The organism is Microbacterium sp. M28, from assembly GCF_025836995.1.
Taxonomy (GTDB): domain Bacteria; phylum Actinomycetota; class Actinomycetes; order Actinomycetales; family Microbacteriaceae; genus Microbacterium.
Window position 1 is genome coordinate 2942930 of record NZ_CP107546.1, and the last position, 15337, is coordinate 2958266.

Consider the following 15337-nt stretch of genomic DNA (forward strand, 5'->3'; position numbering starts at 1 on the left):
ACGCCAGCCTAGCCCTGCGCCCGCGCGCCGCGCGGCGCCGATGCGGTGAGCGCGCTGCGCACGCGCTCGGCATGACGCGCGACCAGGTCGCCTCGACCGACCTCGTCGAGCCAAGCGGCGTGCAGCGCCCACAGCCGGGCGGCGTCGTCCGGACGGGCATCGAGCAGATCGCGCGACTCGGATGGGTCCTGCCGCACGTCGAAGAGCTGCACGCCGTCGCCCGGATCCGTGTGCTCGACGACGCGGATTCCGCGTGCGTTCGCATCGTCCCCGTGCGTGACGCGCAGCTTGAGATCACCACTGCGCACCGCCGCCTGGAAACCGCACTCCCAATGCAGTTCGTGCCTCGCCGGTGCCCCCGCGCGCAGGTGATCCGCCTGGTCCACACCGTCGACATCGAACACCGCCACGTCGACCCCGGCCGCGGCGAGCAGCGTGGGATAGAGGTCCATCGAGCTGATGATCCCGTCCCGTGCGGCGCCCCCGCTCCAGCCGCCTCCCGGCCAGCGGATCAGGAACGGCACGCGGATGCCGCCCTCGGCGAGCGTGTACTTGGAGCCGCTGAGGGGCCCGTTGCTGCCGTAGTTGCATGTCGAGCCACCGTTGTCGGTCAGATAGACGACGATCGTGTTGTCCGCTATTCCTCGCTCGTCGAGCTGCTCGAGCAGTGCTCCGATCTCGCGATCCATCAGCTCGAGTTGGGCGAGGTAGTACTCGCGACCGTGCTCGAGATTCGGCGATATGGCCCCGTCGTACCAGTCGGCGTACGTGGCGCCGCCGGACTCGTCCCAATCCTCGCGAACCGGCAGTCCCCGACGCTCGAGCTCTTCGGGCGGCAGCTGCCAGCAGAAGTTGTGCACCGCGTTGAAGGCGAGCATGGCGAAGAAGGGCGCTTCATCGTCCTCCGCGATGAAGCGCTGAGTGCGCCGACCCAGTTCCGCGGTGAGGAAGCCCTCCAGCTCGACCTCTTCGCGCCCCTCGAACATGGGCTGGACGGCCATCCGCCAGTTGCCCTCAGGGCCGTACTCGTCGACAGCGTCCTCTGTGTGGCGCAGATAGTGCAGCCGTCCCTGCTGACGACCGGCGAGACCGTAGTACGACACGTCGAAGCCGTGTTCGGGAGGACACGCACGATCGCCTGGTTGGTCCTGGCCGTAGTGCACCTTGCCGAAGTACCCGGTGCGGTACCCGTGCTCACGGAACCGCTCTGCAAGCGTCGTCCGCTCGTCGGGGAACCGCGTGTCCAGGAACCACGTCGACCCCCATCGCGCCGGATGCGCGCCCGAGATCAGCGCAGCACGCGACGGGTTGCAGATGGGTGCCGCCACATACGCGTCCGAGCACGTGATGCCCTCCGTCGCCAGCCGATCGAGGGCAGGCGTTCGGACGTCAGGGTCGAGTCCGAGGATGCCGCGGTCCGCGTAGCCGTGATCGTCCGACAGGATCAGGAGGATGTTCGGTGCGGTCATCGTCACGCCACGGATTCTATGACGACGCCCGCCGCCTCACCCTCCCGCACGACGGCGACACCACCGGGTGCGATGACGAGGCCATCGATGAGATCGCTCGTCGTGAGCAGATCCGTTCCCCCGCCGCTCACGCGCACCGGCTCGCTGCCGTGGTGCATGAGGAAGAGGTAGTCGGCCTCCGCTCCCCTGCGTCGCACCGCCTCGACGCCGAGCGCCGTCGCGCCGACGAGAGTCGCGGTCGCGCCGACGGCAGCGGCCTGCGCCGCAAGGAAAGCGTCCCGCGATGACTGATCCAATCGCGCCGAGACGTACACGGCGACGCCTTGACCGATGGCGGACTCGGTGACGGCGGGGGCGCCGTCCAGCGGGCCTCCGGCGTAGCGGTGCACGACCGCGGCTCCGGCCGTCTCGACGCGCTCTGTCCATTCCTCGGCCGTCAGGCCGTCGCTCAGGGCGAGCTTCTCCCCTGGCGCGAGCGGCAGGATCTCGTCGACACGGATGCCGAGCAGATCACGCAGCACACCGGGATATCCACCGCCGAGCACATGCTGGTTCTCGTCCGCCACACCGGTGAGGTAGGAGACGATCACGCGACCGCCCGCTTCGGCATAGGCGCGCAGCCAGTCGGCGACGCCGGCCTCCATGGCATACAGGCAGGGCACCACCAGTAGGCGATACCGCGAGATGTCCGCACCGGGGCGGACGAAATCGGTCGGGATACCGGAGCGCCAGAACGAACGATGAGTCGCGCGCACCTCGTCGGAGTAGTTCATCGACTCGTTCGGCAGATGCGGGGTCTCCAGGGCCCACCAGCCCTCGGCATCCCACACGATGCCGACCTGCGCATCGACCAGGGGGCCCTTCGCCGGCGGCTGCGTGACCTCGGCGATGGCTTCGAGCGCGGCGCCGAGCTGCACCACCGTGTCGAACCCTCGGCTCGTTCCGCCGCCGTGCGGCACGAGCGCGCCGTGCCACTGCTCCGACCCACCCGCTGCGGCCCGCCACTGGAAGAACAGCGAGCTCTGCGCCCCTCGCGCGATGTACCCAAGGGAGTTGCGGATCATCCGGTCCGGCGCCTTCGCGAACGTGCGATCGCCGACGCGGATACCGGTCGCGTTCTGCTCCATCAGCACCCACGGCCCGCCGGCCCAGGACCGGGTGAGGTCGGAGCCGTACGCGACATGAGCCTCGGCATCCGGTCCGACCGTGTCGAGATAGTGATCGATCGACACGATGTCCTGCGCGTCGCTCCAGGACCACTGCTCGAGGTGGTTCCAGGTCGGCAGCATGAAGTTCGTGGTGACCGGCGCCGGTGAACCCGACGCGCGGATCTCCTGCTTCTGCTCCTCGAAGGCGGCCAGCATCTCATCCGAGGAGAAGCGGCGGAAGTCCACCACCTGGGTCGGATTGTGCAGATACTGGGTCGCCGTCGGCGGCTCGATCTCGTCCCACGAGCCGTAGCGCTGCGACCAGAACGCGGTGTACCACGCGGCGTTCAGCGCTTCGAGCGACCCATACCGGTTCTGCAGCCACCGCCGGAACGCGGCAGCGGCGTGCGGGCCGTAGTCGAGCGTGCCGTACTCGTTGTGCAGATGCCAGCCGCGCAGGCCGGGATGCGCCCCGTACCGGTCGGCGAGGTAGCGTGCGATCCGGCGGGATGCCGCACGATAAGCGGGCGCGCTCACCGCATAGGTGTCGCGCGATCCGTGTCGCAGACGGACACCATCCGGCCGCACGGGGAGCGCATCGGGATGCGCGAGGCTGAACCACGGCGGTGGCGATGCCGTCGGGGTCGCCAGGAAGAAGCCGATGCCCGCTTGGTCGAGCAGACCGATGATCTCGTCGAGCCACCCCGTGTCGTACTCGCCCTCGCGGGGTTCGAGCATCGCCCAGGAGAAGACGCCGAGCGTCACGGTGTTCACGCGTGCGCGCTTCATCAACTCGATGTCTTCGAGCCAGACATCGCGGGACCACTGCTCGGGGTTGTAGTCCCCGCCGAACAGGAAGCTGCGGGGTGCGAATACGGTGCTCATCCTTTGAGCCCTCCACTCACGAGGTCGAGGCGCCAGTAGCGCTGCAGAACGAGCATCATGATGATCAGCGGGATGATCGACACCGCCGCTCCGATGATCGCGAGGCTGTACAGCGACGGCGTGCCCGAGCCCTTCGAGAGCAGCGTGTAGAGGCCGACGGTGAGCGGGTACATCCGCTCGTCCGAGAGCATGATGAACGGCAGCAGGAAGTTGTTCCAGATGCCGACGAACTGCAGCAGGAAGATCGTGACCATGCCTGGCACCATCATCGGCAGCGCGATCGAGGTGAAGATGCGGTAATCGTTGGCGCCGTCGATCCGCGCGGCCTCGATGGTCTCGGACGGAACGGCCGACGACGCGTAGACCCGGGCGAGGAAGATGCCGAACGGGGAGATCAGCGACGGGAGCAGCACCGACCAGTAGGTGCCTGCGAGGCCCATCTGGGACATGAGCAGGTACTGCGGGATCGCGAGCGTGATACCCGGAAGCAGCACCCCGGCGAGGATCGCGTAGAACCAGATCTGGCGACCGGGGAAGTCGTACTTCGCCAGCGCGTAGCCCGCCATGGTCGAGACCAGCGTGGAGAGCACGGCACCGCCGATGGCGTAGATGGCGCTGTTGTACGCCCACATCCCGAACTGCCCGCCGCCGTAGGCGAACAGGTCGCCGAGGTTGTCCAGCAGGCTCGTCCCCGGGATGAACGTGAACGTCGTGAACAGCTCGGTGTTGGACTTCGTCGATGCGATCACGACCCACAGAACAGGGACCAGGCAGTAGATCGCGCCGAGGATCAGGACGGCGCTGGCGATGACGGGGCGCTGCTTGGCACCCCGACGTCCGAGTCGGGAGTCTGGCGCGATGCGCGCGCCGGTGGCCGGGCGGGACGCGGTGGCGGGCGGTGCCGTTGTGGTGTTCATTCGTTCCATCCGAATGCTCGGCGCTGCGTCACACGCAGCAGGATGACGGAGATGACGAGCGTGCCGAGCGCGAGGACGACCGACGATGCCGCGGCGAGCGACAGGTCGTCCCGCGTGAACGCGTCACGGTAGATCTTCATGAGCGGCACCCAGGTCTGGGAGATCTCGTTGGTCATGGGGCGCAGCGTGGTCGGCTCGCCGTAGACCTGGAGCGTCCCGATCAGGGAGAAGAGGCCGGTCAGTACGAGAGCGGGTGCGACCAGTGGCACCTTGATGCGCCAGGCGATGTTCCACTCCGAGGCGCCGTCGATGCGTGCGGCTTCGTAGACCTCGGTCGGGATGCCACGCAGCGAGGTGTAGATGATGATCATGTTGAAGCCGATCGCACCCCAGATCGCGATGTTCGCGACGGACGGGTACAGGCTGGCGCCGGAGAGCACGACGACGTCCGGCAGCCCGAACTGGTTGAGGATCCAGTTCAGCGGGCTGGTGGAGGGCAGATAGAGGAAGCCCCACAGCAGCGACGCGATGACGCCGGGAACCGCATACGGGAGGAAGATCGCGATGCGCGAGAACTTCGCCGCGCGCACCCGGGGCAGATCCAGCAGCAGTGCGAACAGCAGTGCAAGGCCCAGGGTCAACGGGACCGCGATGAGGCCGTAGATCGCGAGGCGCCCGAATCCGGCGAGGAACTCGGGATCCGTGAAGGTCCGGATGTAATTCTCGAATCCGACCCAGGTCTCGGCTCGGACCCCGAACGGACCCTCACCGCTGACGCGCATGCCTCGGAAGCTGAGGATGATCGCGTATCCGATCGGGATCGCCAGGAAGGCGAGGAAGAGGACACCTGCCGGAAGCAGGAAGACATAGGGTACGACCCATCTCGATCGATGGGTCTTCCGCCGCGCAGGGGTTCGGACGTCTGCGGCAACACTCATTTCGGGCTCCTTCAGGGGTGGGGTGCCGGCGGCATGGCCGCCGGCACCCGCACGATCACTCCGCGGTGACGTCGAATCCGGACGTCTTCATGTCCTCGACGACGACCTTTTCCGTCTCGGTCAGCGCCTCGGACAACGGCGTCCCGTTCGTCACGGCGGCCGACATCGCGTCCTGGAACGCGCTGGAGGCGACGTTCACGTTGGGACCCCAGCTGATCTCCGGGATGGTGTCCTCGGCGATCTGAGCTGCGATCTCCCAGTAGTCGTCCTGCTGCGGCATCAGGGCAGGCGCCTCGGCATCCAGCGTGAGCTTCTGCCCGGTGAGCGAGGCCGGGTACTGACCCTCCTCGATCTGGATCTGCGCCGCCTCCTCGGACGTGCCGATCCAGGCGGCGAACTCCGCTGCGGCCTCGGCGTGCTCCGAAGAGGTCGTGACGACGGCCGCCGACCCGCCCTGGAACGCGACGGCACTGTCGCCCTCGGTCCACTGCGGCAGCGGTGCCATCGCCCACTGGCCGGCCATGTCCGAAGCGACGCCGTTGATGACGCCGGCGGCCCAGAGACCGGCGGGCCATGAGAGGACGTTGCCCTCGTTCAGTCGCGCGTTCCACTCGGGGGTGAGCAACGGCTCGGCGAGCACGAGGTCCCGATCGATGAGGTCCTGCCAGTAGTCGGCGACGGCAACCGAGGCCTCGTCGTCGAAGTCGACGGTCCACTGATCGCCATCGACCGTCCACCACTCCGCGCCGGCCTGCTGCGCGAATCCGGCGAAGCCGCCGAACTCGGCGGGTGCGAAAGTCGTGATGTAGGCGTCCGGGTCGGCCGCGCGCACCTGCTCCGCCGCGGTGGCGAACTCCGCCCATGTCGTCGGGACCTCGATGCCGAGCTCCGCGAAGCGCGCCTGGTTGTAGGTCAGCGCCTGAGGGCCCGCATCCTGCGGGACGCCGTAGCTGGTCCCGTCGAAGGTCGCCTGGCTCCACACACCAGGGGCGTACTCCTTCTCGAGATCGCCGGTGTACTCGCTGATGTCGGCCGCGACACCGGCGACGATCATGGCCGGCAGAGTGTTGTACTCGACCAGGGCGACGTCGGGCGCGTTGTTCGCGCGCTGAGCGGTGACCAGCTTGGCCGAGGAGTCTCCGCCTCCGCCGGCGTCGGTGTGCTTGACCTGGATGTCCGGGTGCGCCTCGTTCCAGGCATCGACGAGCGGCTTCTGCGTCGTGCCCCACGCCCAGTACTCGAGCGTGATGGGGCCGTCCGCGCTGTCGTCGGTTCCGCTTGCCCCTGCACAGCCCGTCAGGGCGAGAGCGGCGACGGCGACGGATGCCGTGATTGCGACCAGCTTGCTGCGTTGCATTCTCTGAATCTCCCTCGATGTGATCGCCGAAGCGCGCGGGATCACACTCGCGGTGATGCGCTCAAGACGGCTCCGCCATTATGTACCGCTGCGGAACAAATAGTCAATTCGCGTGCTCCACGGGTCGATCGGAGGGGTCGGAAGGCGCGAAAGAAACCGCGGGAGGTGTCGCCTCCCGCGGTTGCGGTGATCGTCGACCGAGCCGCGACTCAGGCGTAGCGACTGTCGTCGACCGGCGACGGGGCTGCCCCGAGCGCGTCCACATCCGCCCAGAGCGCATCGGGGACAGGCGTGTCGATGAGCTGGTCGGACTGCGCACGGCGGCCGGGCTTCGCGACGCCGACGACGGTCGAATCCACGAGAGGCGAACGCAGCGAGTACTGCAGCGCCACGGCCGCCAGCGGCACCGCGTGTGCGGCGCACACGCGCTCCAGGCCCTCGACCCAGGCGAGCAGGTCCGCCGGGGCCGGGCTGTAGTCGTACAGCGCGCCTTCACGCGCTCCGGTCACCAGGAGCCCGGATCCGAAGGGGGCGGCGTTGAAGACCGTCATCCCCCGCTCCTGCGCGTCCGCGAAGACGGGTGCCGCCGACTGATCGACGAGCGTGAAGCGGTTGTGGATCAGCACGGCGTCGAAGGCACCGGTCGCGACGTAGCGCGCCATCAGCGGCACCGGTGCGGCGGCGACTCCGATCGCGTCCACGCGTCCTGAGTCGCGCAGCTCGATCAGTCCTGCGACGGCTCCCTGCGGACCCATCACCTCCTCGAACGTGACGGTGTACGGATCGTGCAGGTGCAGCAGCGGCAGGCGATCCACGCCCAGACGCGCCGTCGTCTCGTCGAAGGAGCGCAGTACGCGGTCGCGATCGAACACGCCCGTGTCCGGGTCGCAGTCGACCTTGGAGATCACGCGCTCCCCCGCCTGGGCGCCGAGGCGGGCGATGGCGAGGCCGAGAACAGCCTCGGACCGACCACCCGCGTAGTTGTTCGACGTGTCGACGAATCCGTGGCGGCTGGTGAGCAGATCGACCGCGGTGTCGACCGCCTGCTGCTCCTCGGGCGAACCCGGTTCGGTTCCGCGGCCGAGGCCGGACGTGCCGAGGGTGAGCGGGGTGACGGTGAGAGACATGGCATCCGTTTCGTGTCGCGGGGTCGGACTCGAACCTACCAACCCGCGCACCTGCGGGAAACCACCGGGCTCACCAGCGCCCGTGCCGCTGCTCCCACTCATCCTCCACGGTGCGGCGGCGACCAGCGACGATCCCGAACGGGATCGACACCACCAGGACCGCGGCGATCACCAGCAGCGGCACCGTCCAGGCATCCGTCGCGTCATGCAGGAGACCGATCGTGAATGGGAAGGCGGCCGCCATGATGTAGCCGGCGCTCTGCACGAAGCTCGACAGCGCCACAGCGCTCTCCGGTGTGCGGGCACGGATGCTGATGAGCACGAGCGCCAGCGGGAACATCGCGCCGACCACGCCGAACAGCGTGATCCACAACCACACCGTCACCGCATCGGCCCAGAACAGCAGACCGGCGACGCCGACGATGCCGCTGAGGGCCGCGACGAGGAACAGCGGCCGTGTCGCCTGGAATCGCACGACCAGGACCGGCACCAGCAGGGATGCGGGCAGACCCATGAAGGCGAACAGCGACAGCAGGAGTCCGGCGGTCGCGGCGGAGACGCCGGCGAGGTCGGTGACGATCGCCGGCAGCCAGGCGAACGACACGTACGCCATTGTCGACGAGGTGCCGAACACGATCGCCAGCGCCCACGCCAACGGGAGCCGGACGAGTCGCGCGAACGTGCGCGAACTGGTCGGTGCCACAGCGATCGGGCCGGTGGACAGCACCACGGGTTCGACCTCGCCGGGTCCTGCCGCCTCGACCGCCGCGGGGCGGACGATCGGCATCGCGCCCTTCTCGCGGACGAGCATGATGATCCACGGGATCACCCCGGCGATCGCGAACACGCCCCACACCCCCAGCGAGACGCGCCAGCTGGCGGCATCCGCCACGGGCACGGCGACCAGCGGCGGCAGGAACGTCGACAGCGACATCGCCGTCGTGTACAGCGTCATCATCAGGCCGAGGCGGTCGGGGAAGTGCTTCTTCACGAGCGGCGGAAGCAGGATGTTGCCCATCCCGACGCCGGCGAAGATGAGCGCCGTCGTCAGCAGGAGCGTGACGGCGTCCACCGAGAATCCGCGCAGCACGAGGCCGATGGCGATCGCGGCGAGCGCGACGACCGTCACCCGTTCGAGCCCGAGACGGCGCTCGAGCTGGGGCGTCGCCAGGCCGAAGATCGCGAAGCACACCGGCGGTGCGGTGCCGATCAGTCCCAGCACCGTCGGCGACAGCGGGAACTCCGCCGAGATCTGATCGATCAGCGGCGACAGCGAGGCGACCGCCGAACGCAGGGAGAACGCGCACAGCAGGATTCCGACGACGGCGAGCGCTCGTCCGCGCCAGAGCGGACGTGCACTCACGCCCGTCGTCACGACGTCTGCGTGCTTTCCACCCAGGCGAGGTACTCGTCCGAGACGCTTCCGGTGACGTAGTTCCCGTCGAACGGGCTGAGGTCGAGGTCGGTGATCGCGGACCCATCGGTGATCGCCGCCTTGAGGTCTTCGACCTCCTGATAGACCAGGTGGTCGCAGCCCAGCGCCTCGGCGATCTCGGGAATCGTACGACCGTAGGCGACCAGTTCGTGACGGGACGGCATGTTGATGCCGTAGACGTGCGGATGCCGGATGGGCGGCGCCGCCGAGGCGAAGGTGACCGACAGCGCACCGGCATCCCGGGCCATCTGGATGATCTGCTTGCTGGTGGTGCCCCGGACGATCGAGTCGTCGATGAGCAGGACGTTCTTGCCCTGGAACTCCGTCGACATGGCATTCAGCTTCTGTCGGACGCTCTTCTTCCGAACGGCCTGGCCGGGCATGATGAACGTTCGTCCGACGTAGCGGTTCTTGTAGAAGCCCTCGCGGTACTCGATGCCGAGCTTGCGTGCGACCTCCATCGCGGCGGGACGGGACGAGTCGGGGATCGGCATGACGACGTCGATCTCGCTCAGCGGGACGTGCTTGGCGATCGTGTCTGCCAGCCGGTCGCCCATCCGGAGGCGCGACTCGTAGACCGAGATGCCGTTCATGATCGAGTCGGGGCGTGCGAGGTAGACGTACTCGAACGCGCACGGGGCCAGCTGCGTCACCGGTGCGCACTGACGGGTGAAGAGCTCGCCGTCGGTCGTGATGAACACGGCCTCGCCCGGCTCGACGTCGCGCACGACCTCGTAGTCGCCGTTCTCGAGCACGAGCGACTCGCTCGCGACGACCCACTCGTCGCGTCCCTCGCGACCGGGAACCGTCGAGGGACGCCTGCCGAGGATGAGGGGACGGATGCCGAAGCGATCGCGGAATGCCAGCAGTCCGTACCCGGCGATGACGGCGATCACCGCGTAGGCGCCTTCGATGCGCTCGTGCGTCCGGGTGACCGCCTCGAAGATGCGGTCAGGGTCGAGGTCGACCAGCGACGTGGTCTCCTGCAGCTCGCCGGCGAGCACGTTCAGCAGCAGCTCGGTGTCGCTCGAGGAGTTCAGGTGGCGGCGGTAGCGGTGCGCCATCTCGGCGGTGAGCTCACGCGTGTTGGTGAGGTTGCCGTTGTGGATGAGGATGATGCCGTACGGCGCGTTCACGTAGAACGGCTGGGCCTCCTCCTCGCTCGACGCGGTGCCCTTGGTGGCGTACCGGACGTGGCCGAGTCCGACGTTGCCGAGGAGGGACCGCATGTCGCGTGTGCGGAACGCCTCCCGGACCATGCCGGACGCCTTCGCCATGTGCATGACGCCGTTGGCCTCGGCCGTGGCGATGCCCGTCGCGTCCTGGCCCCGATGCTGCAACAGCAGCAGAGCGTCGTAGATGTCCTGATTGACCGGGGCGTTCCCCACGATTCCGACAATGCCGCACATGGGGTGTTACTTCGCTCCGTCCGCGTACGCGCCGACCAGGCGCACAGCTCCGCCGTCGACGCCCTTGGCGCCCTCTTCGAAATGACCGGTCGGTCGCCCGCCGGTGGCGATCGTCGCGACCTGCCAGGCCGGGATGCCTTCGCCTGCGAGGGCGCTGATCGCGGCGTCCTTCTTCGCGGCATCCACGACGGCGAGGAAGCCGATGCCGAGGTTCCACGTCCCCTCGGCGGATTCCAGCGTCGAACCCGCGATATCGCTGAGCACGCGGAACACGGGGCTCGGCGACCAGGTCGAGCGGTCGACCTCCGCCCAGCTGCCCTGCGGCAGGACGCGGGCGAGATTGGCGGCGATGCCGCCGCCGGTGACGTGGCTGAGCGCATGGACTCCGCCGCCGAGCGCTTCGATCAGGCGCAGCAGCGGCAGCGTGTAGAGACGGGTCGGCTCGAGGAGGACCTCGCCCCAGGTCTGACCGAAATCGGCGGCGTTGTCGCCATAGCCGATGCCGGCGCCCGTGACGATGTGGCGCACGAGCGAGTAGCCGTTGGAGTGCAGACCGCTGGAGGCGAGCGCGAGGACGACGTCGCCGTCCTGGACGCGCTCGGCGCCGAGCACGGCATCCGCCTCGACGACGCCGGTAGCGGCACCCGCGACGTCGTAGTCGCGGTGGCCGAGCAGACCGGGGTGCTCGGCGGTCTCGCCGCCGACGAGCGCGGTGCCGGTGGCGGCGGCGCCCTCGGCGATGCCGCGCACGATGTCGGCGATGCGCTCGGGGACGACCTTGCCGCAGGCGATGTAGTCGGTCATGAAGAGCGGCTTCGCGCCCACCACGACGATGTCGTCGACGACCATGCCGACGAGGTCCTGGCCGATGGTGTCGTGCTTGTCGATGGCCTGCGCGATCGCGACCTTCGTGCCGACGCCGTCGGTGCTCGTCGCGAGCAGCGGCTTGCGGTAGCCCAGCAGCGCTGATGCGTCGAAGAGGCCGGCGAACCCGCCGACACCGCCGAGCACTTCGGGTCCGTGCGTCGCGCGCACGGAGGACTTCATCAGCTCGACGGCCAGATCACCGGCAACGGTGTCGACGCCGGCTTCGGCATAGGGATTGGTGGGAGAGGCAGCCACACCTCAAGACTACCGCCGTCGACGCGCCCGCAGATCCGCGGATGCCCCGGCCTCGGAGTCCTCCTACGATGGGGCTATGTCCGACAAGCCGCAATGGCTCATTCGCGAGGATGCGAGCGTCCCTGTGCTCGTCGCGCTCGCCCTGCGCCAGGAGCTCGGCGTGCGGACACCGGAGGACCTCCCCGTCCTGCGCGATCTGACCGTGCGTGCGCCGGATGCCGTGGATGCCACGCCCGAGCTCGAGAAGCAGTGGCGGGACTACTGGGACATGACCGTCGAGCCGCGCGCGCACCCGGCGTCCGTGCCGCTCGAACTCATCGAGGGGTTCGACACCCTCGTCGCCCTACCGCAGGCCGGGGCGGAGGAACTGCGCACTGCGATCGCCCCGTTCGCGCAATCGTCACTGACATACGCCCGTGCCGCGCACCGACGGTACTCGGACACGATGCGCCACTCGGCGGGCGGGGACGCCTACCGTGCCTACGCGTCGGCGATCGCCGAGTTCGAGCGCGAGATCGGTCGCCGCGCGCACTCGTTCGAGCTCAACGTGCAGGTGCTGCCGTTCTCCCAGCGGGGGATCTGGTGGATCGGTGCGCTGACAGTGGCGGTGACGGACGGCCTGCGCAGGGACGTCGTCGCCTTCGACACCGCGATCCGTCCGGTGATCGCCGAACTCGCCTGAGTCAGGCGTCGCCGCTCGCGTCGGTGACCGTCTCGTGGTCGACGCGGACGACGCGGTCATGCCGCCGCGCGCTGCGCTCCAGGATCAGCGCGACCACGCCGCCGAGAGCGAGCCCGATCGGGACCGTCCACAGCAGCGCGAAGCCGAACACCTGGGCGGGCGGGTAGACGATGCCGAGCGCCGCCGACTCCTCGTAGCTGCCGGTCGCGGTCACGATCGCTGCGGCGATGATGCCGAGGACGACACCCAGGCCCATGAACACGCCGAACCGCGGCACGCGGCGGACGGTCGCCTCGACGGTCTCGTGGGAATCGGTGGGAGCCATGCATCCATTGTCCCACCGTGCGGCTGTGCGCGCGCCCGTGCAGGCCTACGGGCGCAGCGGCAGCAGATCGGAAAGGTCGGCGCGGATGCCGGACGCGCTCACGCGTCCGGATGCCGCGGCATCCGTCCACGGCTCTGCTCCCGTCGCGACGGCGATCCACGTCGCGGCATCCATCTCGACGACGTTGGGCGGCGTGCCGCGGGTGTGCCGCGGGCCCTGAACGACCTGAACGGCGCCGAAGGGCGGCACCCGCACCTCGACGCTGTTGCCCGGCGCCTTCTCGTCGAGCAGCTGCAGCAGATAGCGCACGGCCGTGGCGAGGTCGGTGCGCGCTGGCTTCTCGCCGGCATCCTGCGCGGCGCGGACCGCGGCGAGCGCTTCGCGCCCGGCCCCCGTGTCGATCCTGCGCGCCATGGATCCACTCTACGAGCCGTTCGAATCGCTTTGTTTGCTCGAGATCGGGCGATTTCGAGCGAACAAAGCGATTCGAAGCCGGGGCGGGCAGTCGTAGGCTCGGGGCATGACCGATCCGGCCGGCGCGCGCGAGGAGCTGCTGCAGGCGACCGCTGCGCACGACTGGGGCGGCCCGTTCCCGCAGCTGGCCGATCCGGAGGCCGCTCGCGAGGCGGCCGTGCTGATCCTGTTCGGCGTGCTCGACAGCATCCCCTCGCCGACCGACGATGCCGTGGTCGCCCGCGACCTCGATGTCCTGCTGCAGCGTCGGGCATCGACGCTCTCCTCCCACCCCGGCCAGGTGTCGTTCCCCGGCGGCGGGCGGGAGGACGGCGATGCGGATGCCGCGGCGACGGCTCTGCGCGAAGCGGAGGAGGAGACCGGGCTCGACCCGTCCGGCGTCGAGGTGCTGGCCACGCTGCCCGAGATCCCGCTGGCCGCGAGCAATCACCGTGTCACACCTGTGCTGGGCTGGTGGCGCCGTCCCTCCGATGTCGCCGCGGTCGACCACGCCGAGACGGTCGAGGTCTTCCGCGTGCCGGTGGCGCAGCTGCTGGACCCGCGGACGCGCTTCACGTCAGTGCTCGAACGCGGCAGCATGCGATTCAGCGGACCGGCCTTCGACGTCGATGGCACGATCGTCTGGGGCTTCACGGCCATGGTGCTGGACGGGCTCTTCGAGGCCTGCGGGTGGAATGTCCCCTGGGATCGCGGCGACGAACGCCCGGTCGAGATCTGACGGAACGCGACCGGCCCGGCTCGGTAGGCTGGAGGAGTGAAGATCCTCGTCCTCGGTTCCGGTGCCCGTGAGCACGCGATCATCCTCGCCCTTCGAGCGGAGAGCGCGGAGCATGAGATCTTCGCCGCGCCTGGCAACGCCGGCATCGCGGCCGATGCGACGCTCGTCTCCGTCGACCCGCTCGACGGCGCAGCCGTGACGTCGTTCGCCAACACCCATGCGATCGATCTCGTCGTCGTCGGTCCGGAAGCGCCGCTGGTCGCCGGTGTCGCCGATGTGCTGCGCGAGCGCGGCATCCCGGTGTTCGGTCCCGGGAAGGCCGCGGCGCAACTCGAGGGCTCCAAGGCCTTCGCCAAACGCGTCATGGACGCCGCAGGTGTCCCCACGGGTCGCGCCGTGCGCGCGGCGACCGTCGCCGAGGTGGAAGCCGCGTTCGACGAGCTCGGGGCCCCGCACGTAGTGAAGGCCGACGGCCTGGCCGCCGGCAAGGGCGTCCTCGTGACGCCGGACCGCGCCGAGGCCCTCGCACACGCCTCGCACTACCTCGCCGAGGGCGCGGTGCTGATCGAGGAGTTCCTCTCCGGTCCCGAGGTCTCGCTCTTCTTCCTCAGCGACGGCGACACCGTTCGGGCACTCAGCCCCGCGCAGGACTTCAAGCGCGCCTACGACGGTGACGAGGGCCCCAACACCGGCGGCATGGGCGCGTACACACCTCTCCCCTGGCTCGCCGACGACTACGGCAGCGAGGCGGAGTTCGTCTCGCTCGTCACCGAGCAGGTCGCTTTGCCCGTCATCCGGCAGCTGGATGCCGAGGGCACGCCGTTCATCGGTCTGCTGTACGCGGGCCTCATCCTCACCGAGTCCGGTGTGCGCGTCATCGAATTCAACGCCCGGTTCGGCGACCCTGAGACCCAGGTCGTGCTGCCGCGTCTGGTGACGCCGCTGTCCGAGCTGCTGTTCGCCGCGGCATCCGGAACCCTCGAGGACCAGCCGCAGCCCGAATTCTCCGACGAAGTCGCGATCACCGTCGTGCTCGCGAGCGAGGGATACCCCGAGGCGCCGCAGACCGGTCGGCCGATCGAGGGGCTGTCCGACGCGGCGGCGGTCGACGGCGTGCGGATCGTGCACGCCGCCACCGCAGGCCCCGACGCCCCCGGCGGCGATCTGCTCGCAACCGGCGGTCGCGTGCTGAACGTCGTCGCGACGGCCTCCGATTTCGCCACCGCACGTGCGCAGGCCTACGACGCGATCGGCCGGATCACGCTCGAGGGCTCGCACTTCCGCACCGACATCGCGGCACGCGTCGCGGAGTGACCACCCCGCGGGGCCAC

The 15337-nt window shown here is 69.1% G+C and carries 14 protein-coding genes; 3 read left to right on the top strand and 11 right to left on the bottom strand.

Translation table 11 applies throughout. The features are described 5' to 3' along the window. Positions 1–8: 8 nt before the first annotated feature. From OED01_RS14235 to purM, 9 genes are all read right to left on the bottom strand, one after another. Positions 9–1469: a sulfatase-like hydrolase/transferase gene (locus OED01_RS14235; RefSeq protein ID WP_264157976.1), complete on the bottom strand. Its 1461-nt coding sequence runs from the start codon at positions 1467–1469 to the stop codon at positions 9–11. Positions 1470–1471: 2 nt separating this feature from the next. After that, positions 1472–3502, bottom strand: coding sequence for a beta-galactosidase (locus tag OED01_RS14240; RefSeq protein ID WP_264155941.1), 2031 nt, complete (start codon positions 3500–3502; stop codon positions 1472–1474). Beyond that, positions 3499–4419: a carbohydrate ABC transporter permease gene (locus tag OED01_RS14245; RefSeq protein ID WP_264155942.1), complete on the bottom strand. Its 921-nt coding sequence runs from the start codon at positions 4417–4419 to the stop codon at positions 3499–3501. Before OED01_RS14245 ends, OED01_RS14240 begins: the two co-directional genes overlap by 4 nt. Then, positions 4416–5357 carry a carbohydrate ABC transporter permease gene (locus OED01_RS14250; RefSeq protein ID WP_264155943.1) on the bottom strand — a complete coding sequence of 314 codons (942 nt, stop codon included), beginning with the start codon at positions 5355–5357 and terminating at the stop codon, positions 4416–4418. The genes OED01_RS14245 and OED01_RS14250 overlap by 4 nt, the downstream gene beginning before the upstream one ends. A gap of 55 nt (positions 5358–5412) precedes the next feature. Further along, positions 5413–6714 (bottom strand): ABC transporter substrate-binding protein, encoded by a 1302-nt coding sequence (locus OED01_RS14255; RefSeq protein WP_264155944.1) that lies wholly within the window; start codon positions 6712–6714, stop codon positions 5413–5415. Between the two features lie 209 nt (positions 6715–6923). After that, positions 6924–7841 carry an aldo/keto reductase gene (locus OED01_RS14260; protein ID WP_264155945.1) on the bottom strand — a complete coding sequence of 306 codons (918 nt, stop codon included), beginning with the start codon at positions 7839–7841 and terminating at the stop codon, positions 6924–6926. A gap of 70 nt (positions 7842–7911) precedes the next feature. Further along, on the bottom strand, positions 7912–9204 hold the full coding sequence (locus OED01_RS14265; protein ID WP_264155946.1) for an MFS transporter: 1293 nt from the start codon (positions 9202–9204) through the stop codon (positions 7912–7914). Positions 9205–9212: 8 nt separating this feature from the next. Next, positions 9213–10685, bottom strand: coding sequence for an amidophosphoribosyltransferase (purF, locus tag OED01_RS14270; protein WP_264155947.1), 1473 nt, complete (start codon positions 10683–10685; stop codon positions 9213–9215). Between the two features lie 6 nt (positions 10686–10691). Further along, complete coding sequence (gene purM, locus OED01_RS14275) at positions 10692–11807, bottom strand: phosphoribosylformylglycinamidine cyclo-ligase (RefSeq protein ID WP_264155948.1); 1116 nt, start codon at positions 11805–11807, stop codon at positions 10692–10694. A gap of 76 nt (positions 11808–11883) precedes the next feature. Between purM and OED01_RS14280 the strand changes: the two genes are divergently transcribed. After that, entirely contained in the window at positions 11884–12489 is a 606-nt protein-coding gene (locus OED01_RS14280) for a zinc-binding alcohol dehydrogenase (RefSeq protein WP_264155949.1), read from the top strand. Position 12490: 1 nt separating this feature from the next. Here OED01_RS14280 and OED01_RS14285 read toward each other — a convergent pair whose 3' ends face one another. Together OED01_RS14285 and OED01_RS14290 are read right to left on the bottom strand one after the other, a co-directional pair. Next, entirely contained in the window at positions 12491–12814 is a 324-nt protein-coding gene (locus tag OED01_RS14285; protein ID WP_264155950.1) for a potassium transporter Trk, read from the bottom strand. 45 nt (positions 12815–12859) lie between these two features. Further along, entirely contained in the window at positions 12860–13228 is a 369-nt protein-coding gene (locus OED01_RS14290; RefSeq protein ID WP_264155951.1) for a sterol carrier family protein, read from the bottom strand. A 106-nt stretch (positions 13229–13334) separates the two neighbouring features. On the opposite strand from OED01_RS14290, the gene OED01_RS14295 reads away from it, so the two are divergent. Continuing rightward, entirely contained in the window at positions 13335–14006 is a 672-nt protein-coding gene (locus OED01_RS14295; protein ID WP_264155952.1) for an NUDIX hydrolase, read from the top strand. 36 nt (positions 14007–14042) lie between these two features. Next, the gene (purD, locus tag OED01_RS14300) at positions 14043–15320 is read left to right on the top strand and encodes a phosphoribosylamine--glycine ligase (RefSeq protein WP_264155953.1); all 1278 of its coding nucleotides are present in this window, start codon (positions 14043–14045) and stop codon (positions 15318–15320) included. The last annotated feature ends 17 nt before the right edge of the window (positions 15321–15337 follow it).

Bases quoted from the DNA above. Each gene is read 5' to 3' on its own strand.
- OED01_RS14285 (WP_264155950.1), bottom strand. From the start codon at position 12,814: ATGGCTCCCACCGATTCCCACGAGACCGTCGAGGCGACCGTCCGCCGC.
- OED01_RS14295 (WP_264155952.1), top strand. From the start codon at position 13,335: ATGACCGATCCGGCCGGCGCGCGCGAGGAGCTGCTGCAGGCGACCGCT.
- OED01_RS14255 (WP_264155944.1), bottom strand. From the start codon at position 6,714: ATGCAACGCAGCAAGCTGGTCGCAATCACGGCATCCGTCGCCGTCGCC.
- OED01_RS14250 (WP_264155943.1), bottom strand. From the start codon at position 5,357: ATGAGTGTTGCCGCAGACGTCCGAACCCCTGCGCGGCGGAAGACCCAT.
- OED01_RS14290 (WP_264155951.1), bottom strand. From the start codon at position 13,228: ATGGCGCGCAGGATCGACACGGGGGCCGGGCGCGAAGCGCTCGCCGCG.
- OED01_RS14235 (WP_264157976.1), bottom strand. From the start codon at position 1,469: ATGACCGCACCGAACATCCTCCTGATCCTGTCGGACGATCACGGCTAC.
- OED01_RS14240 (WP_264155941.1), bottom strand. From the start codon at position 3,502: ATGAGCACCGTATTCGCACCCCGCAGCTTCCTGTTCGGCGGGGACTAC.
- OED01_RS14245 (WP_264155942.1), bottom strand. From the start codon at position 4,419: ATGAACACCACAACGGCACCGCCCGCCACCGCGTCCCGCCCGGCCACC.
- purF (WP_264155947.1), bottom strand. From the start codon at position 10,685: ATGTGCGGCATTGTCGGAATCGTGGGGAACGCCCCGGTCAATCAGGAC.
- OED01_RS14260 (WP_264155945.1), bottom strand. From the start codon at position 7,841: ATGTCTCTCACCGTCACCCCGCTCACCCTCGGCACGTCCGGCCTCGGC.
- OED01_RS14280 (WP_264155949.1), top strand. From the start codon at position 11,884: ATGTCCGACAAGCCGCAATGGCTCATTCGCGAGGATGCGAGCGTCCCT.